Raw genomic sequence first — 26,645 nt, 5'->3', positions numbered from 1 at the left:
GGAAGGACAACCCCAGCATGACTGACTACATCAGCCCTGACCGCCCGGCGTCGGACCCGCTGGAGCGCGATCCCATCGAACCCGGGGGCGGACAGCGGAAGGCCGCCGGGAAGGGCGCCGTCGTCCTCGAGGTGCGCGACCTCAGCGTCGACTTCGGCGTGGAGAAAAAGTGGGTGCCGGCCGCCGTCGGGCTTAACTATGAGGTGCGGGCCGGTGAAGTCCTGGCCATCGTCGGCGAATCCGGTTCCGGCAAGAGCGCCAGTTCCATGGCACTGCTGGGCCTGCTGCCCAGCAACAGCAGGGTGTCCGGGAGCGTCAGGCTCTCCGGCAAGGAGCTGCTGGGCGCGGACGCGGCCAACATCCGCAGCGTCCGCGGCAAGGACGTGGCCGTCATCTTCCAGGAGCCCATGACCGCGCTCAACCCGGTCTACACTGTGGGCGCCCAGATCGTGGAGACGGTGCGGCTCCACAACGAGGTCTCGCCGGAGCAGGCCAAGGAGCGCGCGCTGCGGATGCTGGAGCTCGTGGAGCTGCCGGATCCGGAGAAGGCGTTCAAGTCCTACCCGCACCAGCTCTCCGGCGGCCAGCGGCAGCGTGCCATGATCGCCCAGTCCCTGTCCTGTGATCCCAGACTGCTGATCGCCGACGAGCCCACGACGGCCCTGGACGTGACGGTGCAAGCGGAAATCCTGGACCTGATGAGGAACCTGCGCAACAAGCTGGACAGCGCCATCGTCCTGATCACCCATGACATGGGCGTCGTGGCTGACCTGGCCGACCGGATCGCCGTCATGCGCAAGGGCCTGATCGTGGAGACGGGCACCGCCGAACAGATCTTCCACAACCCGCAGCATCCGTACACGCAGGCGCTGCTCGCCGCCGTGCCGCACCTCGGACAGGGCGGAACCGAGGCCGAGCCCGACGTCGATGTGACGGCAGCGCTGGCAGCGGCCACGCACGCCGAGCTCGAGTCGGTGGACCACGAGGAACTGGTCCGCCGCGAGCGGGAGAACGCGGCTGCCCTGGCGGCCGCCGAATCCAGGGGACCCGTGGGCGAACCGGTCCTGGACCTGACCGACGTCGCCATCGATTACCCGAAACAGGGGCGCGTGCCGGCCTTCCGCGCCGTGGAGGGTGCCAACCTGACCATCCATCCCGGACAGGTGGTGGGCCTGGTGGGGGAGTCGGGTTCGGGCAAGACGACCATCGGGCGTGCCGCCGTCGGGCTGCTGCCGGTCGCGGCCGGAACGATGCGCGTGGTGGGGCAGGACATCTCGGCCGCGAAGAAGAACGGCAAGCAGCTGCACCACGTGCGGCGGCACATCGGCATGGTGTTCCAGGACCCGTCTTCATCCCTGAACCCGCGCCTGCCCATCGGCGAAAGCATCGGCGAGCCGATGTACCTGGCCGGCGTGGCCAAGGGCGCCGACCTGCAGAAGCGCATCGAGGCCCTGCTGGACCAGGTGGAACTGCCCCGCAACTACCGGAACAGGTATCCGCATGAACTGTCCGGCGGGCAGAAGCAGCGCGTCGGCATTGCCCGCGCACTGTCGCTGAAGCCGAAGCTGATGGTGGCGGACGAGCCCACATCCGCGCTGGACGTGTCGGTTCAGGCCAAGGTCCTGGAGCTGTTCCAAAACCTCCAGCGCGAGCTGGGTTTTGCCTGCCTCTTCGTTACCCACGACCTCGCTGTGGTGGACGTGCTGGCGGACCGGATCTGCGTCATGCAGCGCGGCCGAATCGTGGAGCAGGGCTCCCGCGACCAGATCCTGCGCAACCCGCAGGAGGCCTACACGCAGCGGCTGCTCGCGGCCGTGCCGCTGCCGGACCCGGAAAAGCAGCGCGAACGCCGCGAACTCCGCGCCCAGCTACTGGCCACCGGAACGGAGTAGCCGGTTGTAAGGCAACAGCAAGCGAGCCGGTGCCGCCAAGAGGCGGCGCCGGCTCGCTTTGCGTCTGGTAAGTACACCTGGCAGGCCTGGGCAGTACACCGAGGACAGGGCCAGACACCTAGGACAGGGCCAGCCCCAGCTTCGCGAGCCTGTCACCCAACAGCACCCCCAGGGCGCGGTGGCCGTCGTTGTTCATGTGGACGCTGTCCTTGAGCTGCGCCTCCAGCCCGTACCGGCTGAGCCAGTCGCCGACGCTGACGAAGGGAATCCCGTGGTCCGCGGCGACGGTGCCCAGCAGGGCGTCCACCTCGGCGCGCCGGACGCCGCCGTGCTCCGCGCCCTTGCCCAGCGTTCCCACCATTGCCAGCTTCGCGCCGGGGTACCGCTGCTTGATGGTCGTAATGAGCCGGTCAGCGTTGGCTGAGATCTGTTCGTCGCTGGCGCCCTGCTTGGCGTCGTTGCCGCCGCCCTCGATAAGCACCAGCGGCGGGAAGCCGTAGGGGAGATGCCAGTGGCCGCGCTGCAGGGCATCCACGTAGTTTCCGGTACTGCCGTTGGAGGCGACGAAGCCGGTGCCGCCCTTGCCGCAGAAGAACACTTCATAGCCCAGCCCGGCCAGGGCCCGGCGCGGCCAGCTGCCCTGCGGTTCGGACTGCGAATCGCCGATCAGCAGCGCGGTGGTGGCGATGTTGCCCACGATCACCTCGTCCCGCCCGTTAACCGGGTTGCGGTAGAGGGCACCGGCAGGAAGGGTGGCGGGGTCGACGGCGGCCCCCAGGTCGCTCACGACGGCGGAGCCGGCAGCAACGGCTTCACCCGGGGCGGCCACCGGCGCGGCGGCACCCGCAGCCGCCGGGGCTGCCGTTCCGGCGTCGGACGCCGGTTCCTGTGCTGCGCCGCAGCCCGCCAAAAATACGCTGGCGGCAATGACCGGACCAATCAGGAGGGCCCGCGTCGAGGCTTGAAACATCCGTGGACTCCTGGCCTGTTCGTAAGTGGTCTAGCAATAGTGGTGGATCAGTTACGGAAAATCCAGTGATTTTGCTCACGGGGCCGCCTGCGGGATTCACGATTTGGTAACGGGTCCGCAGGCGGGGGAGGGTCCGTGATTTAGGCCAATAAATGGCACAGCGTTTAGACTGGCAGTAGGTGCCCTGTGTTAAGGGTCTGATCCGTCGTGCGTTCCGGTAGGAAATGGCGCGATACAACAGCTGACTTCACCACTGAATCGAGCCATCACGCATGTCTGAAACCACCACCCAAACTGCCGCAAACATTGCATCCCGCAGTGACCTGCGCAACGTCGCGATTGTGGCCCACGTTGACCACGGCAAGACCACCCTTGTGGACGCCATGCTCAAGCAGACCAACTCCTTCGCCTCGCACGGAGAGGTCGAGGACCGCGTCATGGACTCCGGTGACCTGGAGCGCGAAAAGGGCATCACCATCCTGGCGAAGAACACCACCGTTGCGTACAACGGCCCCTCCTCCAACGGTGAGACCATCACCATCAACGTCATCGACACCCCCGGCCACGCCGACTTCGGCGGCGAGGTGGAGCGCGGCCTGTCCATGGTGGACGGCGTCGTCCTGCTCGTGGACGCCTCCGAGGGCCCGCTGCCGCAGACCCGCTTCGTTCTGCGCAAGGCCCTGGCCGCGCACCTGCCGGTCGTCCTGCTGGTGAACAAGACGGACCGCCCTGACGCCCGCATCGAAGAGGTTGTCCACGAGTCGATGGACCTCCTGCTCGGCCTGGCATCGGACCTCGCGGACGAGGTGCCGGACCTCGACCTGGACGAAATCCTCAACGTTCCGGTCGTGTACGCCGCCGCCAAGGTTGGCCGTGCGTCCCTGGAGCAGCCGGCCGACGGCGCCGCCCCGGAGAACGAGGACCTTGAGCCGCTGTTCAAGACCATCATCGAGCACATCCCCGCCCCGACCTACAACCCCGAGGGCGTGCTGCAGGCCCACGTGACCAACCTGGACGCCTCGCCGTTCCTTGGCCGCCTCGCCCTGCTGCGCGTCTACAACGGCACCCTGCGCAAGGGCCAGCAGGTGGCCTGGGCCCGCCAGAACGGCGAGCTGAAGACTGTGAAGATCACCGAGCTCCTGGCCACCAAGGCCCTTGAGCGCGTTCCCGCCGAGTCCGCCGGCCCCGGCGAGATCGTCGCCGTCGCCGGCATCGAGGACATCACCATCGGTGAGACCCTGACCGACGTCGAAAACCCGCAGCCGCTGCCGCTCATCACCGTGGATGATCCCGCAATCTCCATGACCATCGGTATCAACACCTCGCCGCTCGCCGGCAAGGTCAAGGGTGCCAAGGTGACTGCCCGCCAGGTGAAGGACCGCCTGGACAAGGAACTGATCGGTAACGTCTCCATCAAGGTGCTGCCCACCGAGCGTCCGGATGCCTGGGAAGTCCAGGGCCGTGGCGAGCTCGCGCTGGCCATCCTCGTGGAGCAGATGCGCCGTGAAGGCTTCGAACTCACCGTGGGCAAGCCGCAGGTTGTGACCAAGACCATCGACGGCAAGGTGCACGAGCCGATGGAGCACATGACCATCGACGTGCCCGAAGAATACCTCGGCGCCGTCACCCAGCTGATGGCCGCCCGCAAGGGCCGCATGACCAACATGGCCAACCACGGCACGGGCTGGGTCCGGATGGAATTCATTGTTCCCGCCCGCGGCCTGATCGGCTTCCGTACCAAGTTCCTGACGGACACCCGCGGCGCCGGCATCGCGGCGTCGATCTCCGAGGGCTACGAGCCCTGGGCAGGCCCGATCGAATACCGCACCAACGGTTCCATGGTGGCCGACCGCGCCGGCGTGGTGACCCCGTTCGCCATGATCAACCTGCAGGAACGCGGCTCCTTCTTCGTCAAGCCGACCTCGGAGGTCTACGAAGGCATGATCGTGGGCGAGAACTCCCGCGCCGACGACATGGACGTGAACATCACCAAGGAAAAGAAGCTCACCAACATGCGTGCAGCTTCCTCCGACAGCTTCGAGAACCTGACCCCGCCGCGGGAACTGACCCTCGAGGAGTCCCTCGAATTCGCCCGCGAGGACGAGTGCGTCGAGGTCACGCCGGACGACATCCGCATCCGCAAGGTGATCCTGGACTCGAACGAGCGGGCCAAGGCCAACCGCGCCCGCGCGAAGGCGTAACGGTTCCCTCCTGCAGGGACCCGGAACCATGAACAGAGGAGCTGCCGGCAGGGCAGGCGGCCTGGCCGCCGCCCTGCCGGCAGCTCTTTTTGCTGCCCTCGCCGGAACCGCGCTGCACCGCCAGGAGCTTCCGGCCACCGGCGCTGCCCTGCCGCTGGGCGCCGTGGCGGCGCTGCTGCTCCTGGCGTCACTCCAGTTGTTCCTCGGGGCGGCGTTCCGGACGCTGATTCCGACGGCGGTGTGCGGCGCCGGCTGTTACGTCCTGGCCGGCTGGTGGTCCGGGATGGAGCCCGGCAAGCGGCTGATCGCGGGGGACCTGGCCGGGATGATCTGGGTGTACGGGACTGTGGCCGTGACGGTCGTGATGCTGGTGTGGTGCCGGCGGTACCGCCGCTAGCCGGCAGCGCTGCCAGCGGGAGCGCTCCCAGCGGCAGCGGTGCCGCCGCTAATCCGCCGTCGGGTCCCGGTGGTGGGCAATCATCAGCGAGGTGGCCTCGCCGTCGTCGTCCGCGGGAAGAGCCGTGTATTCCTCGACGACGGCGCGCAGCTTGCCCAGCATTTCCTCCCGCCGGGCGGCGTTGAACTTGACCCCGAGCCGCCACACCTCGATGTCTTCGGGCGGCAGGTCCCGGGTTTCCTGGAGGAATGTCTCGATGAGCACGGGCGCCACATTGTCCATAGGGGTGCTCCAGGACTTGCGGCTGGCGATGTAGGGCACTTCCGTGGCTCCGCGCCGGCCCTTCCGCCGCTCCTCCGGCAGCAGGAATCCGGTGCGCACCAGAGTCCGGACGTGATGCAGGCTGGACGCGGGATTCAGCCCGAGCAGTTCGGCGATCTCCTTGTTGGTCCGTGACTGGTGCAGGCATAGCCGGAGGATCCTCAGCCGCAGCGGCGAGCTCAGGGCGCGGCCCTTGGCCACGAGGTCTGCATCGCCGCTGTCCTGCGGGAGTTCCATAGACGCAAGTGTAACGAGCAATAACTGATTGACATATGTCAATCGCCCGTCAAGACTGAAGCCGTGACTGCCGAACCGACAGCGGCGGATCCCGCAAAAACATCGCTGTGGCGGGACCGCAACTTCACCACTTTCTGGGCCGGACAGGCTCTGGGCCAGTTCGGTGCGCAGCTGGGACAGCTGGCGTTCCCCGTCCTGGCCGTCACCCTGCTCCACGCCTCCGAATTCGAGGTGGGCGTGCTGAACGCCGCAGGTCTAGCCGCGTTCCTGGCTGTCGGGCTGCCGGCCGGGGCCTGGGTGGACCGCTGGCTGAAACGCAGGACCATGATCACCGCGGACCTGCTGCGGATGGCCGCGATGGCCGTGGTGCCTCTCTTGTGGTGGAGCGGCAGCCTGGAAATCTGGCACCTGTATGCCGTGGCGGCGATCGTGGGGACGGCCACGGTGTTCTTCGACGTCGCCTACCAGAGCTACGTTCCGGTCCTGGTGCCGTCCCCGCATCTGCGGGAGGCCAACTCAAAGCTTGAGGCGACGGCCCAGATAGCCCGCATCGGCGGACCCGCTGCCGGTGGCGGGCTGCTCGCGGTCGTGTCGGCTCCCGTGCTGTTCGTGGGGGAAGCCGCGGGCTACCTGCTCTCCGCAGTCTTCCTGGCCCGCACCCGCGACTGGGAGGTGCGGGTGCCGGCGGCCGCGCGGCGCCCCCTTCCGGTCGAAATCGGGGAGGGGCTCTCCTTTGTTGTCCGGCACCCGCTTATCAGCCGCATCGCGGCCTGCACCGGCGGGATGAACTTTTCCGGCATGCTGATTTATACGCTGATGCCGGTGCTGGTGCTGCGAAACCTAGGGCTGGGGCCCCAGGGCATGGGGCTGATCATGACTGTGGGCGCCGTCGGCGGACTGTTGGGCGCCGTCAAGGCGCCACGGGTCGCCGCCCGGATCGGCGAGGGTACGGCCATACCTGTCTGTGCCATGGTCAGCTCGGTCTTCCTGCTGCTGGTGCCGCTTGCGGGGATGGTTTCCGAGCCCGCAGCCTCACTGGTGCTGCTGCTGGTCTCCGAACTCGGGTTCGGCTTCAGCGTCCTGGTTTACAACGTCCTGCAGCTCACCATGCGCCAGCGGGTCTGCCCGCCACGGCTGCTTGGCCGCATGAATGCGTCCATCCGGTTTGCGGTGTGGGGCGTGATGCCGCTGGCGGCCCTGGCTTCGGGCTACCTGGGCGGGCACCTTGGCCTGGTGCCCACCATGATGATCGGAGCGGCGGGCAGCCTGCTCGCCACCGCGCCGGTCCTGTTCTCGCCCCTGCGCACGATGCGCACCCTTCCGGACGAAGTGCTTCCGGATGAGGCACTCCCGGATGAGGTGCCGGAGGGCGACCTGCTGGAAGACGATGCGCCGGAAGGAGGCGCAGCCGGCGGCAGGGGATAGGCGCGGCTGCTGTCAGCCGGTTCCGGGCGGCGTCGGCCGTGCACCCCGCCGCGGAGGTGCCGGCGGCACCTGCTTGGCGGCCACCACCAGATCAAGGGGGATGCCGACGTCGGACCTCCGGGTCCGCACGGTGCATTCAGTTTCGCCGCACGCAAGGAGGTCTCCCAGCGCGTCCGTAAAGCCGCCGTCGATCCTGTACCGGACCACTACGCGCGTTCCGGCAGGGGCAGTGGCCAGGAACTGCCGGGGCGTTGGTGTCGTGGGACTCACCGGTCCATCGTATGACCTGCCCGGAGTATGACGCGCCGCTTCGTTGGCGGTACAGGCGTGGGAGATAATAGGCTCTGATAAGGACAGCCCGGCATGCAGGCCGGATGCAGCACCGGCCAGTCGCCGGGAATCAACGTGGAGAGGCAAGGGACGTGACGTACGTAATCGCGCAGCCGTGTGTGGATGTTAAGGACAAGGCATGCATTGAGGAGTGCCCCGTCGATTGCATCTACGAAGGCGAACGCTCCCTCTATATCCATCCCGATGAGTGCGTCGACTGCGGTGCCTGCGAGCCCGTCTGCCCGGTGGAAGCCATCTACTACGAGGACGACACCCCCGAGGAATGGGCCGACTACTACAAGGCAAACGTCGAGTTCTTTGACGACCTCGGCTCTCCGGGTGGAGCCGCCAAGGTGGGCAACACCGGCAAGGACCACCCGATGATTGCAGCGCTCCCGCCGCAGAACCAGGACCACTGAGGCGGACCTTTCGTGACTACAGCTGTGCGCAGTTTCGGCCTGAGCCTGCCCGACTATCCGTGGGAAGCGATGGCGCCGTACCTCGCCAAAGCGGCTGAGCACCCCGGCGGTGCGGTCAACCTGTCCATCGGCACGCCCGTGGACCCCACGCCGCCGGTCATCCAGGACGCCCTGAAGGCAGCCGCGGACGCGCCGGGTTACCCCACCGTCCACGGCACGCCGGCGCTCCGTGAGGCCATCGCCGCATGGTTCGCGCGCCGCCGCGGCGTGGAAGGGCTCGACCCCCGCGCCGTCATGCCGACCGTGGGTTCCAAGGAACTCGTGGCGTGGCTGCCGTTCCTGCTCGGCCTCAAGCCTGGCGACGTCGTTGTGCGGCCCACGGTGGCCTACCCGACCTACGACATCGGGGCCACATTCGCCGGTGCCACGGCAGTGGCAGCCGACGACCTGGACGAGCTGGACGCAGCCACCCGGGCCCGGGTCCGTTTGGTCTGGGTCAACTCCCCGGGCAACCCCACCGGCAGCGTCCGGGACGCCGCGTCACTGAAGAAGATCGTGGACCATGCCCGTGAAATCGGCGCGCTGGTGGCGTCCGACGAATGCTATGCCGAGCTGGGCTGGGGGGAGTGGGACCTGCAGCGCGGAGGGCAGGCTGTTCCCAGCATCCTCGATCCTCGCGTGGCCGGCCCATCCCACGACGGGCTCCTTGCCGTGTACTCGCTGAGCAAGCAGTCCAACCTGGCCGGTTACCGGGCCGCTTTTGTTGCCGGTGATGCCGCCCTCATGGCCAACCTCGTCAACAGCCGCAAGCACGCCGGCATGATCGTGCCGTACCCGGTGCAGGAAGCAATGCGCGTGGCCCTGGGCGACGACGCACACGTCCTGGCGCAGAAGGACCTGTACCGCGGGCGCCGGGAGCGGCTCCTGCCCGCACTCGAGGCCTTCGGCCTGACGCTGCATGAGTCCGCCGCCGGCCTGTACCTGTGGTGCACGGCGGGCGAAGCCACGTGGGATACGGTGGCACGCCTCGCGGAGCGCGGGATCGTGGTGGGCCCGGGCGTGTTCTACGGCGACGCCGGACACGGCTACGTGCGTGTGGCACTCACCGGCGCCGACGAACGGATCGACGCCGCGGTGGCTCGCCTGGCCTAGCACCTTGCCCCACGGTTCCGGCGGTTCCGTGGCGCGCCGGCCCGCCAGGCCGCCGACTTTTGCGGCTCCGGACGCCGTAACAATGGTGTGACTCGCGCCACAACGGGCCCGTTTTAGGGACAATCCGGCGCTCCCGGATTAGTGGCAGCCCGCAAGTGGCGGTAGTTTTTAACTGACTATCAATGGTGGCTTTCTACAAGAAGGCAGCACGGCCGTTGGACGTCCCGCCGTGCGGGATAGCCGCGCGGCTCACCTGATGTTGGATCAAGCTTTCTAGAGAGGCCAAGAGGCCTCATGAAGGGGACTCCATGACTGAGACCACCAGCGCAACTGAGACCACCAGTGCGATCTTGCGCCACGCAGGCGGCGAACTCGAACTCCCGCGCATCAAAGTTGTTGAGGGAAACGAAGGCTACGACGTTTCCAAGCTACTGAAGCAGACCGGCGCCGTTGCCTTTGACCCCGGCTTCATGAACACGGCCGCCACGACGTCGGCCATCACCTACATCGACGGCGACGCAGGCATCCTGCGGTACCGCGGTTACCCGATCGAGCAGCTTGCCCAGCACTCCAGCTTCCTGGAGGTTTCGTACCTGCTGATCTACGGCAACCTCCCGACCCCGACGGAACTGGACGAATTCGACCAGAAGATCCGCCGCCACACGCTGCTGCACGAGGAGCTCAAGGGCTTCTTCGGCGGCTTCCCCCGCGACGCGCACCCGATGCCCGTGCTGTCCTCGGCCGTGTCCGCGCTGTCCACCTTCTACCAGGACTCGCTGGACCCGTTCAACGACGAGCAGGTGGAGGTTTCCACCATCCGCCTGATGGCGAAGCTGCCGGTCATTGCGGCCTACGCGCACAAGAAGTCGATCGGGCAGCCGATGCTGTACCCGGACAACTCCATGAACCTCGTGGAGAACTTCCTGCGCCTGAGCTTCGGCCTGCCGGCCGAGCAGTACGAGCTGGACCCGGTTGTGGTCAAGGCCCTGGACCTGCTCCTCATCCTGCACGCGGACCACGAGCAGAACTGCTCCACCTCCACGGTGCGCCTGGTGGGCTCCTCCAACGCCAACCTCTTCGCGTCCGTGTCCGCCGGCATCAACGCCCTGTTCGGCCCGGCCCACGGCGGCGCCAACGAGGCCGTCCTGAAGATGCTCCGCCAGATCCAGGCCGACGGCGTCAAGCCCGAGGACTACATGGAGAAGGTCAAGAACAAGGAAGACGGCGTCCGCCTCATGGGCTTCGGCCACCGGGTGTACAAGAACTACGACCCCCGGGCCAAGATCATCAAGGCAACCGCCCACGAGGTCCTCAGCAAGCTCGGCGGCCACGACGAGCTTCTGGACATCGCCATGCGCCTCGAGGAGAAGGCCCTCGGCGACGACTACTTCATCCAGCGCAAGCTGTACCCGAACGTGGACTTCTACACCGGCCTGATCTACAAGGCCATGGGCTTCCCCGAGAAGATGTTCACCGTGCTGTTCGCCATCGGCCGGCTTCCCGGCTGGATTGCCCAGTGGCGCGAAATGATCAACGATCCCAACACCAAGATCGGCCGTCCGCGGCAGCTCTACACAGGAGAGCCCGAGCGGCAGTACCCCGCCCGCTAGCAGTTTCCAGACGACGGCGGTCGTCCACCTTTCCGGTGGGCGGCCGCCGTCGTCTTTTAAAGCACTTGCTCCCTCCGGAGCGCCGCCGCCTTTTCACCGCACAGCCGTGCTAGAAACAAGGGTGCCGAAAATCGTGGACGCCGCGCAGCGGCGGCAGGAGATCGTTGCCGCCGTGTGCAGGATCATTGCCACGGACGGCCTGGAACGGGCATCCCTGCGCGAGGTGGCAGACGAGGCAGGCCTCGCCGTGGGATCGGTCCGGCACTACTTCGACAGCAGTGATGACCTGCTGGCCTTCGCCTTCGCCGCCGTATCGGACCGGATCCTGGCGCGTCTCAACGCCGCGCTCACCGGGCTGGTGGCAGCCGCTGAAGCGGACCAGGGCCGGGCGGTATTAACACTGCTGGGCGAATTCCTGCCCCTGGACGAGGACCGTGCCCTGGACGCGTGCGCCTGGCTGGCCTTCCGGAACGCTGCGCGGAGCCGGCCCTTCCTGGCTGCCGAGGCGGACAGGAGCCACCGCGCGGTGGCCGCCGTCGTCGGCCAGGTGATCACCCGGCTTCTGGGCGAGGAGGCCGCCTCCGGAGGCGGTGCCGGGCCGCAGCTGGTGACGGCGGCCGAACACCTGCTGGCCACCCTGGACGGGCTGGCCATGCACGCCCTGCTCCAGCCGGGCTGGATGTCCCCGGAAATGTGCCGGGACGTGCTCGAAACCCATATTGACGGACTCCGCAGGAGGGTCGGCGCCAGCCATTAACGTCTCCGGTCCGGGGGAATAGACTGGGAGCCGGAGACGGGGTTGCCGGCAAAGACTGGGCGGGCATCAAGATGCAAGGAGGCATGCGCATGCAGCACACGGGCGGTCCAGGCTGGGACATCACAATGGACACGTCAGGGCCCATGCTCATTGCCCTCTACATACGTGACGTTGCCGGGCTCGACGGCGCGGGTTTCCCGGCGCTGTCGCATGCCGCACCGAAGGTCCGCCACGTGGACCACGCCCACCTCACGGCCGACGTCGGCGGCAAAAGCGCCCTGAAAACCGAGTGGGAAGCCTGGTGGGAGCAGCTCCTGAAGGCCCATCCGCAGATGTCCCCCGAACTGTCACCGCCAGGCTTCCGGGCCTTCGGCAACTCCCCGGCGCTGCGCAAGGTCCTGCAGGCCCACTTCGGCGCAGCCCTCACGTGGGCCCGGGAACGGCGCGCGGAGTACGCCGAGCTGGAGGCCGAGCGGGTGGCCGCAGGCTCAGCACATCTGCTCGAGGACATCGTGGAGGACAGGCTCCTGGAGGTGGGCCGGGATTCCCGGGACTTTGCGCTATCCATCATCGAGCTGCCGCTGGACGAGCAGCGGGCATGGTACCTGGAACCGGACAAGATCATCATGAGCCGCGAACTGCTGTCGCAGCCTGAGGTGTTCCGCAGCTACGTGCAGCCGGTTGTGGAGATGCTCGTCTAGCTGTTCGGGACCCGGGTGGTTCAGGCTCTGGCTGGTTCAGGGGCCGGCTGGTTCAGGACCCTGCGGCGGCCAGCGTGATGGCCACCCCGCCGCCGGCGTCGGGAGCATCCTGCCACCCGTCGCGGGCTTTCCTGTCCCACCGCTTGTTGCCCACGTCCACCCGTTCCACCGAAAGCTCCTTGGCGTTGGCCACTGCCCAGTGGGCCACGGACCAGGCATAGCTGTCGGCGACCTCGACCTTCACGGTCTGGCCGGTAGCCGCCGCGGGGATGTTGCCGTAGGCGGCTCCCAGTTCGCTGAGCAGGACGGCGGGGTCACCGGCGGCTTCGGGAGACCGGAGGGTGCAGTTCAGGGCTGCGGGCGTCTCACCCGTCAGCGCCGAGGCAAAAGCGCGTCCCATGCTTTCGTGCTCGGCGTATGCGGTGGGGTAGGCGGAGCGCTGGACCCGCTGTGCGGCATCGGTGATTTCAAGGGTGGCATAGCCGGGCACCTTCACGAGGGCGTCGTAGAAGGCGTTTGCGGCGTAGACGGGGTCCATGACCTGTTCCTGGGTGCCCCAGCCCTGCGACGGCCGCTGCTGGAAGAGCCCTCTGGAATCCGGGCCTGCAAGGTCTCCGTGGCTAATGTTCCGGAGCTTGGATTCCTGCATCGCGGTGGCCAGGGCAATGCTCGCTGCGCGCGGAGGAAGCCCGCGGCGCACTGAGACAGCGGTGATCAGCGCGGCGTTCGCTGCCTGGTCGGTGGCGAGCTGGGACCGCTGCGTGCCCACGGCGGCAGTGCATTCCTCGGTGATCAGCTTCTCGGAACGCTGCACCAAGGTGGCTGCGGTATAGATGCCGCCGCCGACCAGGACCAGGAAGAGGCCGATGATCACAGCCCGGCGCAGCCTGCGTCTGGGTGTCACGTGGTTACTCCAGCAATCTGCCGGCACGCCCGTGCAGGGGCGTGCCGGCTATGTCCGGTCGGTTCGTCCGGTGGGTTCGCGTGCGGTCAGTTGGCGTGCAGGGCGTCGTTCAGCTCCACGGTCTGGCCCTTGCGGGGCAGGGCTTCGACCTCACCGGTGGTGGAGTTGCGGCGGAAGAGCAGGTTCGGGACGCCGGACAGCTCCACGGCCTTGACGATCTTGCTGGTGTCCTCGCCGTCGGCGTCCTTGGGGCCGGCAATGCGCACGCGGGTGCCTGCCGTGACATACAGCCCGGCTTCCACCACGGAGTCGTCCCCGATGCTGATGCCGACGCCGGAGTTGGCGCCCAGCAGGACCCGCTGGCCCAGGGACACCTTCTCCTTGCCGCCGCCGGAGAGCGTGCCCATGATCGAGGCGCCGCCGCCGACGTCGGTGCCGTCGCCGGCCACCACGCCGGCGGAAATGCGGCCCTCAACCATGGAGGTGCCCAGGGTGCCGGCGTTGAAGTTCACGAAGCCTTCATGCATGACGGTGGTGCCTGCGGCGAGGTGGGCGCCCAGGCGCACCCGGTCGGCGTCGGCGATGCGCACGCCGGCGGGAACGACGTAGTCCACCATGCGGGGGAACTTGTCCACGCCGTAGACGGTGACAGCGCCGCGCTTGCGCAGCTTGGCGCGGGTCAGCTCGAACCCGTCCACGGCGCACGGGCCGAAGTTGGTCCAGACGACGTTCGGGAGCTTGGCGAAGATGCCGTCCAGGTTGATGCTGTTGGGCTGGACCAGGCGGTGCGAGAGCAGGTGCAGGCGCAGGTAGGCGTCGGCGGTGTCGGCCGGGGCCTCGTCCAGGTTGATCTGGACAAACACCACCTTCTGTTCGGTGCCGCGGTCGGCGTCGGTGCCGGCAGCCGCGATGTCCGTCAGGGTTTCATCGGCGTTTTCCACGGCGCGGAGGCTTTCGGCGGCCACACCCAGGGCGGGGGCGGGGAACCATGCGTCCAGCACAGTGGCTTCGCCGTTCCGCGTGGCGATGGTGGCTACGCCGAAGCCATAAGCCGAACGGGATTCGTCGGACAGTGTCTGGGCAGCGGGCACGGCGGAAGAAGCGGTTTCAGTCATGCGCCAAGTCTATCGAGACGACGTGGACGCACCGAAACCGGTATTCACCTCTCTGAACCGCATTTGTCGGCCTGCCGGGCGCCGGGCGGGCCGCCGGGCTGGTGCCCGGTGGGGACCGGCAGGCGCGGGATACAGTGGGATGGTGATTGCCGAAACAGCCCCCGTAACCCTTGACCTGCGCCAGGACGTGGCACTGCTGACCTCAGCGCTCATCGACATCAACAGCGTCTCCGGCAACGAGCGCCAGCTTGCGGACGCCGTCGAGGAGGCGCTCCGCCAACTGCCCGGCCTCCACCTGGTCCGTGACGGCGACTCGATCATCGCCCGGACCAACCTCGGCCGGAGCGAGCGGGTCATTCTGGCAGGCCACCTGGACACCGTGCCGCTGCCCATCACCGAGGGGTCGCTCGGAACGGTGCCGTCCAGCTGGCCGTCCGGGGTTCCCGGCGACGGCGTCCTGTACGGCCGCGGCGCCACGGACATGAAGGGCGGTGTGGCGGTCCAGCTTGCACTGGCAGCCTCAATGTTCGACGGCGGGGCGGAACCGAGCAAGGACGTCACCTTTGTGTTCTACGACCATGAGGAGGTGGAAGCCGTCAAGAGCGGGCTGGGCCGGCTGGTCCGGAACCACGGCGGGCTCCTCGGCGGTGATTTCGCCATCCTCCTCGAGCCGACCGACGGCACCGTGGAGGGCGGCTGCAACGGCACCATGCGCTTCCACGCCACCACTTCCGGCGAAGCCGCACACTCCGCCCGGGCCTGGATGGGCCGCAACGCCATCCATGCCGCCGCGCCCATCCTGGAACGGCTCGCGGCCTACAGCCCGCAGACCGTGACTGTGGATGGCCTGGACTACCGCGAAAGCCTGAACGCGGTGAAGATCAACGGGGGCACCGCGGGCAACGTCATCCCGGACCGCTGCACCGTGGAGATCAACTACCGCTTCGCCCCGGACAAGACCCCGGACCAGGCCGAAGAGCACGTGCGGACGCTGCTGGACGGGTTCAACGTGGTCCGTACGGACAGCGCCGCCGGCGCGCGGCCGGGGCTGAACCACCCTGCCGCCGCGTCCTTCGTGGCCGCCGTGGGCGGTGAGCCGAAACCCAAATACGGCTGGACCGACGTCGCGCGCTTCAGCGAACTGGGCATCCCCGCCGTGAACTTCGGGCCCGGGGATGCGCTCCTGGCGCACAAGGACAACGAGCACGTGGAGGCCGAAGCCATCCGCACCTGCCTCCGCGCCCTGCAGACATGGCTGTCCTGAGAGCCGGCAATCCAAACGGACGTTAAGCACGGAGGGTCCGCAGCCGGATGGCCGCGGACCCTTCGTTGTGAATGCCTGCCTTACTTCACCGGTTTTATTTCACGACGGTGGAAACGCCGGCGGTGGGGGCCTTCGCCACTCCGCCTGCGGCCTTCTTGGACCCGTGCCGCTCGATCCAGATGGCCAGCCGGGACACTGCAAGGTTGATGGCGATGTAGATGGCCGCGGCCACGAAGAACACCGGGAACAGGAACTGCGGGCCCAGGAAGTCCGCCATCACCTGCACTGCGCGCAGCAGTTCGGCGTAAGCGACGATGTAGCCCAGCGACGTGTCCTTCAGCAGGACCACCAGCTGCGCCACGAGGGACGGCAGCATGCGGCGGATTGCCTGCGGCAGTTCGATGGTCAGCCGGGACTGGAAGCTCGTCAGGCCGATCGCCAAACCCGCTTCGCGCTGGCCCCGGGGGAGGGACTGGATACCTGCGCGGATGATCTCGGCGAAGATCGCGGCGTTGTAAAGGACCAGGCCGGCCACTACGGCGATGAACGAACTGGTGGCGAAGACCAGCAGCACGAACAGCATCATCAGGACCACCGGCATGCCGCGCAGGAACTCCAGCACGATCCTGGTGGGGACCCGGATCCAGGCGACGTCGGAAATGCGCATCAGGCACAGCAGGAGTCCCAGCGGAAAGGCGATGACTGCTGCGATGGCCGCCGCGCTCAGCGTCGCACCGATGCCGTTGAAGATCAGCGTCCAGACATCCGCCTGGCTGAAGATCGCCCAGCGCTGCGCCTGGAAGATCCCCTGCTGGGCGAGGGTCATGATGGCCCAGGCCAGCAGGGCGGCGATCAGCACGACGCCGATCACGGACCCGATCAGTGAGATGCGGCGGGCCTTGGGGCCGGGGATGTCGTAGAGAACCGAACTCATCGGGCGATCGCCACCTTTCGTTCAACCTGGTGGGCGAGGTAGCCCAGCGGCACGGTGATCAGGAGATAGAAGAAGGCAACGCCCGCGAGGACCCACATGACGGCGTCGCCATGGTCGTTGGCGAGCTGCTTGCCGTAGCCGAACAGTTCCAGCACATAGAAGGCACCGGCCACGGAGGAGTTCTTGACGAGCGCGATGAGGATGTTGATCATCGGCGGAATCACGGTGCGGAGCGCCTGCGGCAGGATGATCAGCGACAGCACCTGGCCGAACTTCATGCCGATGCTGCGGGCAGCCTCGGCCTGGCCCACGGGAACGCTGTTGACGCCCGAACGCACGGCCTCGGCGATGAACGCGGCCGTGTAGGCGCTCAGGGCGATGATGGCGGCGACCTCAAACTGCTGGAAGGTCACGCCGAGCCGGGGGAGGACCACTGCCGCGAAGAAGAAGGCGATGGTGAGCGGGGTGTTGCGCACCACCTCAACGTAGAACATGCTGAAGCCGCGGAGGGCAGCCACGGGGGAGACCCGGGCGGCGGCCAGCAAGGTGCCGGCAATCAGCGCGATGATGCCGGAAACGGCGGCCAGGAACAGGGTTCTGAGAAAACCGTCCCAGTATTGCGGGAGGCTTTCAATAATGACGTCCATAGGATCCTTTAGCTGCGTTCAGGGGAATGTGCGGAAAACGGAAGCGGCGGTTACCGGCAGGCCATGGAAGCACAGCCGCCGGTAACCGCCACGATCGTCCTAGTAGCGGTCGATGGCCGGAAGTTCCGGAGCCGTCTTGATGACCGCGCCTGCCGTGTCCTCCCAGGCCTTCTTGTAGGAGCCGTCCTTGGAGAAGCTTTCCAGCTGGTCATTGATCCAGGTGCGGAACTCGGTGTCGCCCTTCTTAAGGCCGATGCCGTAAGGCTCCTTGGTGAAGGTCTCGTCAGATGCCAGCTTGAACGCGTCGGGCTCCTTGTTCACGAAGCCTGCCAGGATGACGTTGTCGGTGGTCACAGCTTCCACCTGCTTGTTGCGCAGCGGTTCGAGGCAGCCCGAGTAGGTGGCGGCCGGAACCAGGACCGCGCCGTACTTCTCCACGATGGTGGAGGCCGGGGTGGAGCCCGTCACGGAGCAGACGTTCTTGCCCTTGACATCTTCGGGCTTGGTGATCGAAGTGTTGTCCTTGTTCACCATGAGGGCCTGGCCGGCTTCGTAGTACGGGCCGGCGAAGTCAACTTCGGTCTTGCGCTTGTCGTTGATGGTGTAGGTGGCCACGATCATGTCCACCTTGCCCTGCTTGATGAACTGCTCACGGTTGGCCGAGACGGTTTCGACCCATTCGATCTTGTCCGCCGGGATGCCCAGCTTGGCGGCGAGCAGCTTGCCGATTTCGACGTCGAAACCGACCGGCTTGCCGTCCAGGCCCTTCTGGCCGAACAGGGGCTGGTCGAACTTGGTACCAATGGTGATCTTGCCCGCGGACGCGAGCTTTTCCATGGTGGTTCCTGCAGCGAAGCTGGGCTTCTCGACCGGCGAGGGGTTGGAGCCGGTCCCGGTGCCGCCGCCGCCGCAAGCGCTCAGTGTGAGAGCGATGGCCGCGGATGCTGCTGCCAGAAGGGATTTCCTTCGGGTCAAAAATGCCTTCATGACATTCCTTTCATTGGGCGGCCGCCGATGACGGCCTGGGTGCAAAATCGGGTGGTCTTGAAGCTGGGGACTGCGGAATTGGTTGTCAGTGCGTGAGCAGCTTGGACAGGAAGTCCTTGGCGCGGCTGCTCTGGGGGTTCGTGAAGAACTCCTCGGGAGTGGCGTCCTCCACGATCTGTCCGTCGGCCATGAACACCACGCGGTCGGCGGCCTTGCGGGCGAAGCCCATCTCGTGGGTCACCACGATCATGGTCATGCCCTCCTTGGCCAGCTGGATCATGACGTCCAGGACCTCGTTGATCATTTCCGGGTCGAGCGCCGAGGTGGGCTCGTCGAACAGCATGACTTTGGGCTTCATGGCGAGGGCGCGGGCGATGGCCACGCGCTGCTGCTGGCCGCCGGAGAGCTGCGCCGGCAGCTTGGGTGCCTGGTGGCCCACGCCCACGCGCTCCAGCAGGGCCATGGCCTCCTTGTCCGCTTCGGCCTTGGACATGCCCTTGACCTTGATGGGGCCCAGGGTCACGTTTTCCAGGATGGTCTTGTGCGCGAACAGGTTGAAGGACTGGAACACCATGCCGACGTCGGCGCGGAGCCGGGCAAGCTCCTTGCCCTCCTCGGGCAGGCGCTTGCCGTCGATGGCGATGTCGCCGTCGTCGATGGTCTCAAGCCGGTTGATGGCCCGGCATAGCGTGGATTTTCCCGAACCTGACGGGCCAATGACCACAACCACCTCGCCCTTGCGGACCTGGAGATTGATGTCCTTCAGAACGTGCAGCTGACCGTAATGCTTGTTGACGGCATTCAGGGAGACGAGTGCGTCGCCGGGCAGTTGAGTAGTCATAGGAATGAATCTAGCGAACATTGTCCGGTTATGACCGGAATCACCCCAACTTCCGCTGATCGTAATTCAAGAGATACCTGCAGGTCAGCAGGTTAGCCTTGGGGGATGAGCATCAACGCAGATCCGTCAAAATCAGTACAGCCCCGCCGGAAAGGGCCCCTAGAACTGCGCCGCAAGCAGGCGGCCGTGGAAATGTCGGATCAGCGGCTGCTCGACACCAAGGGACCCGGCCACTTCATCCACACCGACCCGTGGCGGGTCATGCGGATCCAGAGCGAGTTCGTGGAAGGCTTTGGTGCGCTTTCCGACCTGGGCCAGGCGGTCAGCGTGTTCGGCTCCGCGCGCACCAAGCCCGGCAGCGCGTTCTACGACATGGGCGTCGAGGTGGGACGCAAACTGGCTGAAGCCGGCGTGGCCGTCATCACCGGCGGCGGGCCTGGCTCGATGGAAGCGGCCAACAGGGGAGCCGTGGAGGGCAACGGAGTATCTGTGGGCCTCGGCATCGAACTGCCGTTCGAGCAGGGCCTGAACCAGTGGGTGGACCTCGGCATCAACTTCCGCTACTTCTTCGCCCGGAAGACCATGTTCGTGAAGTACGCCCAGGGCTTCATCGTTCTTCCCGGCGGCCTCGGCACTCTGGATGAGCTCTTTGAAGCCATGGTCCTCGTCCAGACGCAGAAGGTGACCTCGTTCCCGATCGTCCTGCTGGGGGCGCAGTTCTGGGGACCGATGATCGATTGGATCAAGGGCACGCTGGTGGCGGAGGGCATGGTCTCGGAAAAGGACCTGGACCTTATCCAGGTGGTGGACAGCCCGGAGGAAGCCGTGAATCTGGTCCTCCACGGCCATGTTCGGGCGCCCTCCACGAACGGCGACCAGCGCCCCGAGTAGCGGCTCCGGCCGGCAGATGCGCGGGCCGCAGGGGCGGGCGGGGCTGCGTCTGGCACGATGGGTGATGTGAGTTTCTTCCTCGTTTTCCTCGCCATCGTCCTGATTGGAGCCACCGCCCTCATCGGGACTGACATCGGGGCGGGCATATTGCGGAGGAAACGCGCCCGTGTGCCCCTCGCGGGGGACGGGTTCAAAGACGGGTTCGATGAGCCCGTGGCATCCCTGCCGCCGGTGCTGCTTCCCGACGACGCCACGCCGGCCGACGTCGACCATGTCCGGTTTGCGCTGGGGCTCCGGGGTTATCGGATGGACCAGGTGGACCAGGTGCTGGACGACCTGCGCGACCAGCTGGCCGCCAAGAACGCCGAAATTGAACGTCTCCGGGGGCAACTGCTCGCCTATGCCGGACAGTTGCCGGCCACCGAACAGCCGGCAATGGAACAGTTGGCCACTGATCAGCGAGCAACTGGACAGCCGGCCGCCGAGGAACGGGCGTGAGTTCGCCCATGCCGTCTCCGGGCCCGGTGCCGCCTGCAACAGCCGAACCCCCGCCGTCGAATTCCGGGACGCGCCTGGATGCGGTGTTCCGCGGCGCCGCGGAACGGATCGGCGGCCGTCTGGTCCGTTGGCCGTGGTGGGCGCAGGTGGCGGCGGTCTACGTGGCCGCCCGGCTGGTCAGCGCCTGCATCTTCATGTCGGCGGCACTGCACCAGGGATTGAACCCCTGGTTCCCGGCCAAGCCCGACTACTGGAACTTCATCAACATCTGGGACGCGCGGTGGTACGAGTCCGTCATGACCGGCGGGTACCCGTCGGAACTGCCGGTGGACGCGGCCGGGAACGTCCAGGAGAACACCTGGGCCTTCTATCCGCTGTTTCCGACGCTGGGGCGGATGCTGTCTGCTGCCACGGGCATGAGCCCCGCCGCTGCGCTCATCCTGATCGCCATGTTCGCCGGGCTGGCGGCCTCGCTGGTGGTCTATCGGCTGTTCCGCACCAAGGCGGCCCACTGGCCGGCCCTGTGGGGCACCGCGTTCTTCTCCACGTTCCCCGTTTCGCCGGTGCTGCAGGTTCCCTACGCGGAATCCCTGAACCTCCTGCTGCTGGCCACTGCGCTGCTGCTGGTAATCCGGCGGCACTACCTCTGGGCCATTCCGGTGGTTCTGGCCATGTGCCTCTCCCGGCCCACCGGCGTGCCGTTTGCGGCGGCCGTCGGGATCCTGTTCCTGTACCGGGCGTGGGAAGCGTGGCTCGAGGCGCGAAACAGGGATTTTGGAACCAGCGGACGGCCCGGCACACGGCGCCGGGTCCACAGCAGGAATGATCTGTGGTCCCTCGCAGTGCTCACTGCCGTCAGCTGCGCAGGGGCCCTCGCCTGGCCTGCCATCGCCTGGGCGACCACCGGGGACATCGCTGCCTACACCAAGACCGAAACCGTATGGCGCGGGCACGACCTCGTGCCGTTCAAGCCCTGGTTCGACACCGGCATCCAACTGTTCGGGCCCGTGCTGGGACTCGTGGCGCCGTTCGTCTTCGTGGCGGTGTTCGGACTCTTCATGGCGTCCCCGCCGGTGCGCCGGCTGGGGCCGGAACTCCGGCTGTGGTGCGTGTGCTACATGGGATACCTCGTGATGTTCCTGCACCCGCAGACCAGCACCTTCCGCATGCTGCTGCCGCTGTTTCCGCTTGCCCTGGCCGCCGCGCTCGTTTCCCGGTCGCGCGCCTACCGGGGGGCCGTCATCACGATGTTCATCCTGCTGCAGATCGTGTGGATCGTCTGGCTGTGGGCGTGGGCGCAACTGCCTGGCGGAGGCGACTATCCGCCGTGACACGTCCGGGGTTTCCCCAGCTCAGACCGCAGAAGGGCGCAGGAATCCGGCCGCGGACGAATTGTCCATCGATTAGCTACAGACGGGTAATTACAGGATAATAGGTACTAAGCAAGGACAGATAGCATTCGGATTGTTCAGCCATGGCGGCTGCCGAAAGGACCGCCAGAGCGGCTTTGTTTTGACCACGCGGACTCAGCCCGGCCGGGCTGCTCGGTCCTGGGACTACTGGAGGGGATTTTCCTCATGGCGGCTATGAAACCACGCACCGGCGACGGCCCTATGGAAGTAACCAAGGAGGGCCGCAGCCTGATCATGCGTGTGCCGCTCGAAGGCGGCGGCCGGCTCGTGGTTGAACTTAATGCCGCAGAGGCGGCCAACCTGAAGGAATGCCTCGTCGGCGTCACCGAATAAGAATTGAGGCAGGGCCCGCAGCCGGAAGGCTGCGGGCCCTGCCTTTTTCCTGGCCCTTTTTGGCCGTTTGGACAGTCCTGTCCGACCGGCCTATTTCTTGACGGCTACCAGCAGCCCGTCACCGGTGGGGAGCATCGCGGAAGCCAGCCGGTCGTCGTCGCGCACGGCCTTGCCCACCTGGCGCAGCACAACGGTGGTGGCGTCACGGGCCGCAGGGTTGGACACCCGGTCCTTGTCCAGGGCGTCATTGACGATCAGCAGGCCACCGGTCTTGAGCAGGCGTATGGCCTGCTCGACGTAGCGGGGAAAGTTGGGCTTGTCCCCGTCGATGAAAACGAGGTCATACGCGGCGTCGGTGAGCCTCGGCAGGACATCGCCGGCGCGGCCGGAGATGGTGCGGGTGCGGTTCGCCGGGCTGCCTGCTTCCTGGAACGCCTCCCGCGCGGCCTTCAGGTGCTCGACGTCCACGTCGATGGTGGTGAGCACGGCCTGCGGGCCGAGACCGCGGAGCAGGCAGACGCCCGAGACGCCGGCACCGGTGCCAATCTCGACGGCGGTCTGCGCCTTGGAAGCCGCCGCCAGGACAGTCAGCACGGCGCCAACGCCGCGGCCGATGGGTGTGACGCCAAGTTCGAACGAACGCTCCCGCGCGCGCAGCAAGACCTCATCCTCGGCAGGCAGATCTTCTGCATAGGACCAGCTCGTGGACTTGTCGGCGCTCATGGGTTTCGCTTTCTGGGCGGCAGGGGGCATGTTCTTACAGCGTACTTGGTTGGACGGCGCCCAAGCGGCAAGTGACAGTAAGGGCGCCTGTGATGGCGAATACTGTCCCGCCGCCGGGCTGAGGGGAGGTGAATTCCTCCAAAAGAGGCAGGAATTCCCGATCCGGAGTTGCGCTTTTAGCAAAGAGGGGCTCCGCAGTCAGGAAATTCCCAGCCAACTTTGACATGATAATAATCCGCTCATCCAAGTGGTGATCGGCGCCGAACCAATGATGTAAAGCACGTCAGGCGTTATTACATCCACGAGGGGAGTGGACGATGTCAGCATCCGTTGCGGCACCTGTCCCTGCAACTGAAGAGCCAGCCGCCGAATGGGCCGTGCCCACATGGGAAGAAGTGGTCACCAACCACTCCGCCAAGGTGTATCGGCTCGCCTACCGGCTTACCGGCAACAAGTACGACGCCGAGGACCTCACCCAGGAGGTGTTCGTCCGTGTCTTCCGTTCCCTGGAGAACTTCAAGCCGGGAACCCTGGACGGCTGGCTGCACCGCATCACTACCAACCTCTTCCTGGACCAGGCCCGCCGCAAGAGCCGGATCCGCTTTGACGCGCTGGCCGAGGACGCCGAGTCACGGCTGCCCGGCCGGGAACCCGGTCCCGAGCAAAGCTTTGAACTCAATAACCTTGACCTGGACGTCCAGGCCGCCCTCGAGGAACTCCCGCCGGACTTCCGTGCCGCCGTCGTCCTGTGCGACCTTGAGGGACTGTCGTACGACGAAGTCGCCGAGGCCCTCGGTGTGAAGCTGGGCACGGTGCGGTCACGCATCCACCGCGGCCGGACCATGCTGCGCGAAAAGCTTGCCCACCGGGATCCGCGCCCGCAGCAGGCGCGCAAGCCGCGGCTGAAGATGCCCCGCATCGCCGGCATTCTCTGATCGGCGACATGCGTCAGCTACATCGCTTGCTGGAGGGGCTGAGGAAGAAGACAGGGTTGCCGACGCTTGGCGGCGCGCGGCACCCGCAGACAACGGACCATATCCGCGCGTGTGCCGAATGCGCCAGCGCCCTGCACCGGCAGCGCCAGTACATTGAGCGGCTCCGTACGGCCGAGGTACCGGCGGCCAGTGAGGAACTGACAGCCAGGCTGCTGCTCCGCACCCAGCAGTTGGCTATGGCGCCTGCCCCCGTTACCCGGCCCAGCCGGATGAGGCTGGCCGGGCTGGCCGGCGGGGTGGCCGTGGTGGCAGCCGGGGCGGTCGCCGCCGGAGCTTACGCCGCCGCTGGTGAACCGAGGCAGTATGCCGCGGGCGCGGCCTCGCTCTACGGCCAGTCCGGGCACTCGCCGGGAACGGACAGCCGCCTCGCCGCGCTGCGCTCCTCCGGCTGGACCTGCCCCGAACTGCGCGCGATGGGCTTCCGTCTTGTGTCCGCCAGCACAACAGTCCTGGCGGGCCAGCCCACGGTTGAACTGCGCCTCACCGATGGGCAGCACACAGCACGGATTCTGGAACAGCACCAGGGATCCCTGGCGGATCCCTGGCCAGTCAACCCGCTGACCGGCCATCCGGCGGGAATCGACGGTTACGTTCCCGTGGACATGCCCGGGGCGGCGGACGGCCGGGTCTGGGTCAAGGCAGGGTCGCCGTGGAGCGCGATTTACCAGACATCGGGAAGCACGTTCACCTATGTGTCGGACCTGCCTGCCGCCGCGGCTGACGACGCCGTGGCGATGCTCGCCGGGCCCGGAAACATGGCCGGACCTGGCCTCGCCGCCGGGGCGGACGCGGCCGGCGGCGCGGCGGCCACCGAGGGGCCGGTGCCGGAAACTGCCGTCGAACGGGTCGAGCGCGGCCTGCGCAAGATGGCCCGCCAGTTGGGGCTTTGAGACGCTTCCCCGTCGCTGCAGGATGCCCCCGCCAGGCGCGCTCGGGGTCGAAATCGTCACTGCCTCCCCGGAGAGGGTAATCTTCCTAAAGTGTTTGGAATCAACGGCCCGGAGTTTCTTCTTCTGCTGCTCATCGGCATCCTGGTGATCGGCCCCCAGAGGCTGCCCGAATACACCCAAAAACTGGCAAACCTGGTCCGTGAAGTGCGGCGGATGGCCTCCGGCGCCCGGGAACAGATCAAGGAAGAAGTCGGCATCGACATCGATGAAGTCGACTGGAAGAAGTATGACCCCCGGCAGTACGACCCGCGGCGCATCATCAAGGAAGCACTCCTCGAGGACGACACCAAGCCGGTCAGTGCCGGCGGCCCGGCGGCGGTAGCCGCAGCCGCGTCGGCCGCCGCCACCCACTCCGAGGCGCGGCCGGAGCGCATCATCGAGCAGCTGCCCTACGGCGAAGCGGCCCCCTTCGATTCAGAGGCCACGTAGTCCCCACCGGCTCCCAGCCTTCGCAAGCTCAGGCCGGGCCCCTCGCCGGCGTGGGCCCCGCCACCGGCTCCCAGCCTTCGCAAGTCCCCACCGGCTCCCCGCCTTCGCAAGCTCAGGCCGGGCCCCTCGCCGGCGTGGGCCCCGGCCAAGGAACCCGGCGTGGGCCCCGCCCCCGGCTCCATCAGCGGGGCTGGACGTCCAGCTTCATCCCGGCCAGGCCGCGCGGCCGGGCCGCGAGTTTCTCCGCGATGCCGGACAGCGCCGCTGCGGCCGGCGTGTCCGGGCCGCCCAGCACGATGGGCTTGCCGGAATCGCCGCCCTCGCGCAGGAGAATGTCCAGCGGGATCTGGCCCAGCAGCGGCACATCGGTCCCGGTCGACGCGCTCAGCCTCTCGGCGAGCACCTCTCCGCCGCCGGTGCCGAACAGGTCCATCCGCCCGCCATCGGGCATTTCCAGGAAGGACATGTTCTCGATGACTCCTGCCACTGTCTGCCCGGTCTGGGTGGCGATGGCACCGGCACGCTCCGCGACGTCGGCTGCGGCGGCCTGCGGCGTGGTGACCACCAGGATCTCGGCCTTGGGCAGCAGCTGCGCCACCGAGATGGCGATGTCCCCGGTGCCCGGCGGAAGATCCAGGAAGAGTGCGTCGAGGTCGCCGAAGTAGACGTCGGTGAGGAACTGCTCGAGGGCCCGGTGCAGCATGGGCCCGCGCCAGGCCACAGGCTGGTTGCCGGTGACGAACATGCCGATGGAAATGACTTTCACGCCGTAGGCCACCGGCGGGAGGATCATGTCGTCAACTCGGGTGGGGGCCTGGCTGATCCCCATCAGGGCCGGCACCGAGAAGCCGTACACGTCCGCGTCCACGATGCCCACGCGCAGCCCCTGTGCCGCGAGTGAGCAGGCGAGGTTGACGGTCACGGAGGACTTGCCCACTCCGCCCTTGCCGCTGGCCACTGCAAAGACCTTGGTGAGGGACCCTGCCTGGTTGAACGGGATTCCGCGCTGGCCGCCGGGGCCGCGCAGCTGCTCCTTCAGTGCGTCGCGCTGCGCCTGGGTCATGACCTTCAGGTCAACCTCGACGCCGGTGACGCCGGGAACGTCCAGGAGCGCCGCCTCGGAGTCCCTGGTGATGGTGTCGCGCAGCGGGCAGCCGGCAATGGTGAGCAGCACCGCCAGCCGGACGGTCCCGTCGTCGGAGATCTCCACGGAATCAACCATGCCCAGTTCCGTGATGGGGCGGCGGAGTTCCGGGTCGATGACGGTTGCCAGGGCAGCGTTGACTGCCTGAACGAGGGTGGTGCTCATG

Annotated in this window: 28 protein-coding genes; 17 read left to right on the top strand and 11 right to left on the bottom strand. The window is 67.0% G+C overall.

Features of this window, described 5'->3' with window-relative positions:
- The first annotated feature begins 17 nt into the window (after positions 1-17).
- On the top strand, positions 18-1,892 hold the full coding sequence (locus tag ACFTR6_RS02150) for an ABC transporter ATP-binding protein (RefSeq protein WP_377956700.1): 1,875 nt from the start codon (positions 18-20) through the stop codon (positions 1,890-1,892).
- Between the two features lie 118 nt (positions 1,893-2,010).
- Here ACFTR6_RS02150 and ACFTR6_RS02145 read toward each other — a convergent pair whose 3' ends face one another.
- Entirely contained in the window at positions 2,011-2,862 is an 852-nt protein-coding gene (locus tag ACFTR6_RS02145; protein WP_377956699.1) for an SGNH/GDSL hydrolase family protein, read from the bottom strand.
- Positions 2,863-3,134: 272 nt separating this feature from the next.
- Between ACFTR6_RS02145 and typA the strand changes: the two genes are divergently transcribed.
- Positions 3,135-5,063: a translational GTPase TypA gene (gene typA, locus ACFTR6_RS02140; protein ID WP_076801508.1), complete on the top strand. Its 1,929-nt coding sequence runs from the start codon at positions 3,135-3,137 to the stop codon at positions 5,061-5,063.
- Positions 5,064-5,091: 28 nt separating this feature from the next.
- Complete coding sequence (locus ACFTR6_RS02135; RefSeq protein WP_377956698.1) at positions 5,092-5,460, top strand: hypothetical protein; 369 nt, start codon at positions 5,092-5,094, stop codon at positions 5,458-5,460.
- Between the two features lie 48 nt (positions 5,461-5,508).
- Here the strand turns inward: ACFTR6_RS02135 and ACFTR6_RS02130 are convergent, their stop codons facing one another.
- Positions 5,509-6,018 carry a helix-turn-helix domain-containing protein gene (locus ACFTR6_RS02130; RefSeq protein ID WP_076801512.1) on the bottom strand — a complete coding sequence of 170 codons (510 nt, stop codon included), beginning with the start codon at positions 6,016-6,018 and terminating at the stop codon, positions 5,509-5,511.
- 63 nt (positions 6,019-6,081) lie between these two features.
- Between ACFTR6_RS02130 and ACFTR6_RS02125 the strand changes: the two genes are divergently transcribed.
- Complete coding sequence (locus ACFTR6_RS02125; RefSeq protein WP_377956697.1) at positions 6,082-7,443, top strand: MFS transporter; 1,362 nt, start codon at positions 6,082-6,084, stop codon at positions 7,441-7,443.
- A 12-nt stretch (positions 7,444-7,455) separates the two neighbouring features.
- Here ACFTR6_RS02125 and ACFTR6_RS02120 read toward each other — a convergent pair whose 3' ends face one another.
- Positions 7,456-7,713, bottom strand: coding sequence for a hypothetical protein (locus ACFTR6_RS02120; protein ID WP_377956696.1), 258 nt, complete (start codon positions 7,711-7,713; stop codon positions 7,456-7,458).
- A 152-nt stretch (positions 7,714-7,865) separates the two neighbouring features.
- Here ACFTR6_RS02120 and fdxA point away from each other — a divergent pair, with 152 nt between their 5' ends.
- The 5 genes from fdxA (at position 7,866) to ACFTR6_RS02095 (ending at position 12,412) form a co-directional block, all read left to right on the top strand.
- Positions 7,866-8,192, top strand: coding sequence for a ferredoxin (gene fdxA / locus ACFTR6_RS02115; RefSeq protein ID WP_026265673.1), 327 nt, complete (start codon positions 7,866-7,868; stop codon positions 8,190-8,192).
- Between the two features lie 12 nt (positions 8,193-8,204).
- The gene (gene dapC, locus ACFTR6_RS02110) at positions 8,205-9,344 is read left to right on the top strand and encodes a succinyldiaminopimelate transaminase (RefSeq protein ID WP_377956695.1); all 1,140 of its coding nucleotides are present in this window, start codon (positions 8,205-8,207) and stop codon (positions 9,342-9,344) included.
- A gap of 308 nt (positions 9,345-9,652) precedes the next feature.
- Complete coding sequence (locus ACFTR6_RS02105) at positions 9,653-10,954, top strand: citrate synthase (RefSeq protein WP_076801517.1); 1,302 nt, start codon at positions 9,653-9,655, stop codon at positions 10,952-10,954.
- A gap of 121 nt (positions 10,955-11,075) precedes the next feature.
- Complete coding sequence (locus ACFTR6_RS02100) at positions 11,076-11,711, top strand: TetR/AcrR family transcriptional regulator (RefSeq protein WP_377956694.1); 636 nt, start codon at positions 11,076-11,078, stop codon at positions 11,709-11,711.
- Between the two features lie 89 nt (positions 11,712-11,800).
- The gene (locus ACFTR6_RS02095; protein WP_076803792.1) at positions 11,801-12,412 is read left to right on the top strand and encodes a hypothetical protein; all 612 of its coding nucleotides are present in this window, start codon (positions 11,801-11,803) and stop codon (positions 12,410-12,412) included.
- Positions 12,413-12,464: 52 nt separating this feature from the next.
- On the opposite strand, the gene ACFTR6_RS02090 is transcribed toward ACFTR6_RS02095, so the two are convergent.
- Positions 12,465-13,316, bottom strand: a complete 852-nt coding sequence (locus tag ACFTR6_RS02090; RefSeq protein WP_377956693.1) for a hypothetical protein — start codon at positions 13,314-13,316, stop codon at positions 12,465-12,467.
- Positions 13,317-13,402: 86 nt separating this feature from the next.
- Positions 13,403-14,431: a 2,3,4,5-tetrahydropyridine-2,6-dicarboxylate N-succinyltransferase gene (dapD, locus tag ACFTR6_RS02085; RefSeq protein WP_076801524.1), complete on the bottom strand. Its 1,029-nt coding sequence runs from the start codon at positions 14,429-14,431 to the stop codon at positions 13,403-13,405.
- Positions 14,432-14,570: 139 nt separating this feature from the next.
- Here dapD and dapE point away from each other — a divergent pair, with 139 nt between their 5' ends.
- The gene (gene dapE / locus ACFTR6_RS02080; RefSeq protein WP_087874359.1) at positions 14,571-15,695 is read left to right on the top strand and encodes a succinyl-diaminopimelate desuccinylase; all 1,125 of its coding nucleotides are present in this window, start codon (positions 14,571-14,573) and stop codon (positions 15,693-15,695) included.
- A gap of 94 nt (positions 15,696-15,789) precedes the next feature.
- Here dapE and ACFTR6_RS02075 read toward each other — a convergent pair whose 3' ends face one another.
- The 4 genes from ACFTR6_RS02075 to ACFTR6_RS02060 form a co-directional block, all read right to left on the bottom strand.
- Positions 15,790-16,629, bottom strand: coding sequence for an amino acid ABC transporter permease (locus tag ACFTR6_RS02075; RefSeq protein ID WP_377956692.1), 840 nt, complete (start codon positions 16,627-16,629; stop codon positions 15,790-15,792).
- Positions 16,626-17,276 carry an amino acid ABC transporter permease gene (locus ACFTR6_RS02070; RefSeq protein WP_076801528.1) on the bottom strand — a complete coding sequence of 217 codons (651 nt, stop codon included), beginning with the start codon at positions 17,274-17,276 and terminating at the stop codon, positions 16,626-16,628. Before ACFTR6_RS02070 ends, ACFTR6_RS02075 begins: the two co-directional genes overlap by 4 nt.
- Positions 17,277-17,375: 99 nt before the next feature.
- Positions 17,376-18,263 (bottom strand): glutamate ABC transporter substrate-binding protein, encoded by an 888-nt coding sequence (locus ACFTR6_RS02065; protein WP_076801530.1) that lies wholly within the window; start codon positions 18,261-18,263, stop codon positions 17,376-17,378.
- A gap of 85 nt (positions 18,264-18,348) precedes the next feature.
- Positions 18,349-19,104, bottom strand: a complete 756-nt coding sequence (locus ACFTR6_RS02060; protein WP_076801533.1) for an amino acid ABC transporter ATP-binding protein — start codon at positions 19,102-19,104, stop codon at positions 18,349-18,351.
- A gap of 105 nt (positions 19,105-19,209) precedes the next feature.
- On the opposite strand from ACFTR6_RS02060, the gene ACFTR6_RS02055 reads away from it, so the two are divergent.
- The 4 genes from ACFTR6_RS02055 to ACFTR6_RS02040 all read left to right on the top strand — a co-directional run bounded on the left by ACFTR6_RS02055 (position 19,210) and on the right by ACFTR6_RS02040 (position 22,238).
- Entirely contained in the window at positions 19,210-19,995 is a 786-nt protein-coding gene (locus ACFTR6_RS02055; RefSeq protein WP_076801535.1) for a TIGR00730 family Rossman fold protein, read from the top strand.
- A gap of 57 nt (positions 19,996-20,052) precedes the next feature.
- On the top strand, positions 20,053-20,493 hold the full coding sequence (locus ACFTR6_RS02050) for a DivIVA domain-containing protein (protein ID WP_083706351.1): 441 nt from the start codon (positions 20,053-20,055) through the stop codon (positions 20,491-20,493).
- Complete coding sequence (locus tag ACFTR6_RS02045) at positions 20,490-21,824, top strand: hypothetical protein (RefSeq protein WP_377956691.1); 1,335 nt, start codon at positions 20,490-20,492, stop codon at positions 21,822-21,824. Before ACFTR6_RS02050 ends, ACFTR6_RS02045 begins: the two co-directional genes overlap by 4 nt.
- Before the next feature lie 246 nt (positions 21,825-22,070).
- Positions 22,071-22,238 carry a DUF3117 domain-containing protein gene (locus ACFTR6_RS02040; RefSeq protein WP_009357720.1) on the top strand — a complete coding sequence of 56 codons (168 nt, stop codon included), beginning with the start codon at positions 22,071-22,073 and terminating at the stop codon, positions 22,236-22,238.
- 90 nt (positions 22,239-22,328) lie between these two features.
- On the opposite strand, the gene ACFTR6_RS02035 is transcribed toward ACFTR6_RS02040, so the two are convergent.
- Positions 22,329-22,961, bottom strand: a complete 633-nt coding sequence (locus ACFTR6_RS02035) for an O-methyltransferase (RefSeq protein ID WP_076801538.1) — start codon at positions 22,959-22,961, stop codon at positions 22,329-22,331.
- Positions 22,962-23,278: 317 nt separating this feature from the next.
- Here ACFTR6_RS02035 and sigE point away from each other — a divergent pair, with 317 nt between their 5' ends.
- From sigE to ACFTR6_RS02020, 3 genes are all read left to right on the top strand, one after another.
- Positions 23,279-23,896, top strand: coding sequence for an RNA polymerase sigma factor SigE (gene sigE / locus ACFTR6_RS02030; protein WP_076801540.1), 618 nt, complete (start codon positions 23,279-23,281; stop codon positions 23,894-23,896).
- A 56-nt stretch (positions 23,897-23,952) separates the two neighbouring features.
- Positions 23,953-24,846, top strand: coding sequence for a hypothetical protein (locus tag ACFTR6_RS02025; RefSeq protein WP_083706352.1), 894 nt, complete (start codon positions 23,953-23,955; stop codon positions 24,844-24,846).
- 90 nt (positions 24,847-24,936) lie between these two features.
- Positions 24,937-25,335 carry a Sec-independent protein translocase TatB gene (locus ACFTR6_RS02020; protein ID WP_087874357.1) on the top strand — a complete coding sequence of 133 codons (399 nt, stop codon included), beginning with the start codon at positions 24,937-24,939 and terminating at the stop codon, positions 25,333-25,335.
- 181 nt (positions 25,336-25,516) lie between these two features.
- Here ACFTR6_RS02020 and ACFTR6_RS02015 read toward each other — a convergent pair whose 3' ends face one another.
- Positions 25,517-26,644, bottom strand: a complete 1,128-nt coding sequence (locus ACFTR6_RS02015; RefSeq protein WP_377956690.1) for an Mrp/NBP35 family ATP-binding protein — start codon at positions 26,642-26,644, stop codon at positions 25,517-25,519.
- Position 26,645: the final 1 nt, after the last annotated feature.

Source organism: Arthrobacter sp. NPDC057009 (genome assembly GCF_042673905.1).
Taxonomy (GTDB): domain Bacteria; phylum Actinomycetota; class Actinomycetes; order Actinomycetales; family Micrococcaceae; genus Arthrobacter.
Note: the sequence above shows the minus strand (reverse complement) of the source record. Positions and strands in the feature narration are given on the sequence as shown.

What these genes read in the sequence shown, in the direction of transcription:
- ACFTR6_RS02145 (WP_377956699.1), bottom strand. Translation starts at nt 2,862, where the DNA reads ATGTTTCAAGCCTCGACGCGGGCCCTCCTGATTGGTCCGGTCATTGCC.
- ACFTR6_RS02105 (WP_076801517.1), top strand. Translation starts at nt 9,653, where the DNA reads ATGACTGAGACCACCAGCGCAACTGAGACCACCAGTGCGATCTTGCGC.
- ACFTR6_RS02055 (WP_076801535.1), top strand. Translation starts at nt 19,210, where the DNA reads ATGAGCATCAACGCAGATCCGTCAAAATCAGTACAGCCCCGCCGGAAA.
- ACFTR6_RS02130 (WP_076801512.1), bottom strand. Translation starts at nt 6,018, where the DNA reads ATGGAACTCCCGCAGGACAGCGGCGATGCAGACCTCGTGGCCAAGGGC.
- ACFTR6_RS02040 (WP_009357720.1), top strand. Translation starts at nt 22,071, where the DNA reads ATGGCGGCTATGAAACCACGCACCGGCGACGGCCCTATGGAAGTAACC.
- ACFTR6_RS02150 (WP_377956700.1), top strand. Translation starts at nt 18, where the DNA reads ATGACTGACTACATCAGCCCTGACCGCCCGGCGTCGGACCCGCTGGAG.
- ACFTR6_RS02035 (WP_076801538.1), bottom strand. Translation starts at nt 22,961, where the DNA reads ATGAGCGCCGACAAGTCCACGAGCTGGTCCTATGCAGAAGATCTGCCT.
- ACFTR6_RS02015 (WP_377956690.1), bottom strand. Translation starts at nt 26,644, where the DNA reads ATGAGCACCACCCTCGTTCAGGCAGTCAACGCTGCCCTGGCAACCGTC.
- ACFTR6_RS02065 (WP_076801530.1), bottom strand. Translation starts at nt 18,263, where the DNA reads ATGAAGGCATTTTTGACCCGAAGGAAATCCCTTCTGGCAGCAGCATCC.
- ACFTR6_RS02135 (WP_377956698.1), top strand. Translation starts at nt 5,092, where the DNA reads ATGAACAGAGGAGCTGCCGGCAGGGCAGGCGGCCTGGCCGCCGCCCTG.
- dapE (WP_087874359.1), top strand. Translation starts at nt 14,571, where the DNA reads ATGGTGATTGCCGAAACAGCCCCCGTAACCCTTGACCTGCGCCAGGAC.
- ACFTR6_RS02075 (WP_377956692.1), bottom strand. Translation starts at nt 16,629, where the DNA reads ATGAGTTCGGTTCTCTACGACATCCCCGGCCCCAAGGCCCGCCGCATC.
- sigE (WP_076801540.1), top strand. Translation starts at nt 23,279, where the DNA reads ATGTCAGCATCCGTTGCGGCACCTGTCCCTGCAACTGAAGAGCCAGCC.
- ACFTR6_RS02060 (WP_076801533.1), bottom strand. Translation starts at nt 19,104, where the DNA reads ATGACTACTCAACTGCCCGGCGACGCACTCGTCTCCCTGAATGCCGTC.
- ACFTR6_RS02050 (WP_083706351.1), top strand. Translation starts at nt 20,053, where the DNA reads ATGGGTGATGTGAGTTTCTTCCTCGTTTTCCTCGCCATCGTCCTGATT.
- dapD (WP_076801524.1), bottom strand. Translation starts at nt 14,431, where the DNA reads ATGACTGAAACCGCTTCTTCCGCCGTGCCCGCTGCCCAGACACTGTCC.
- ACFTR6_RS02070 (WP_076801528.1), bottom strand. Translation starts at nt 17,276, where the DNA reads ATGGACGTCATTATTGAAAGCCTCCCGCAATACTGGGACGGTTTTCTC.
- ACFTR6_RS02095 (WP_076803792.1), top strand. Translation starts at nt 11,801, where the DNA reads ATGCAGCACACGGGCGGTCCAGGCTGGGACATCACAATGGACACGTCA.
- typA (WP_076801508.1), top strand. Translation starts at nt 3,135, where the DNA reads ATGTCTGAAACCACCACCCAAACTGCCGCAAACATTGCATCCCGCAGT.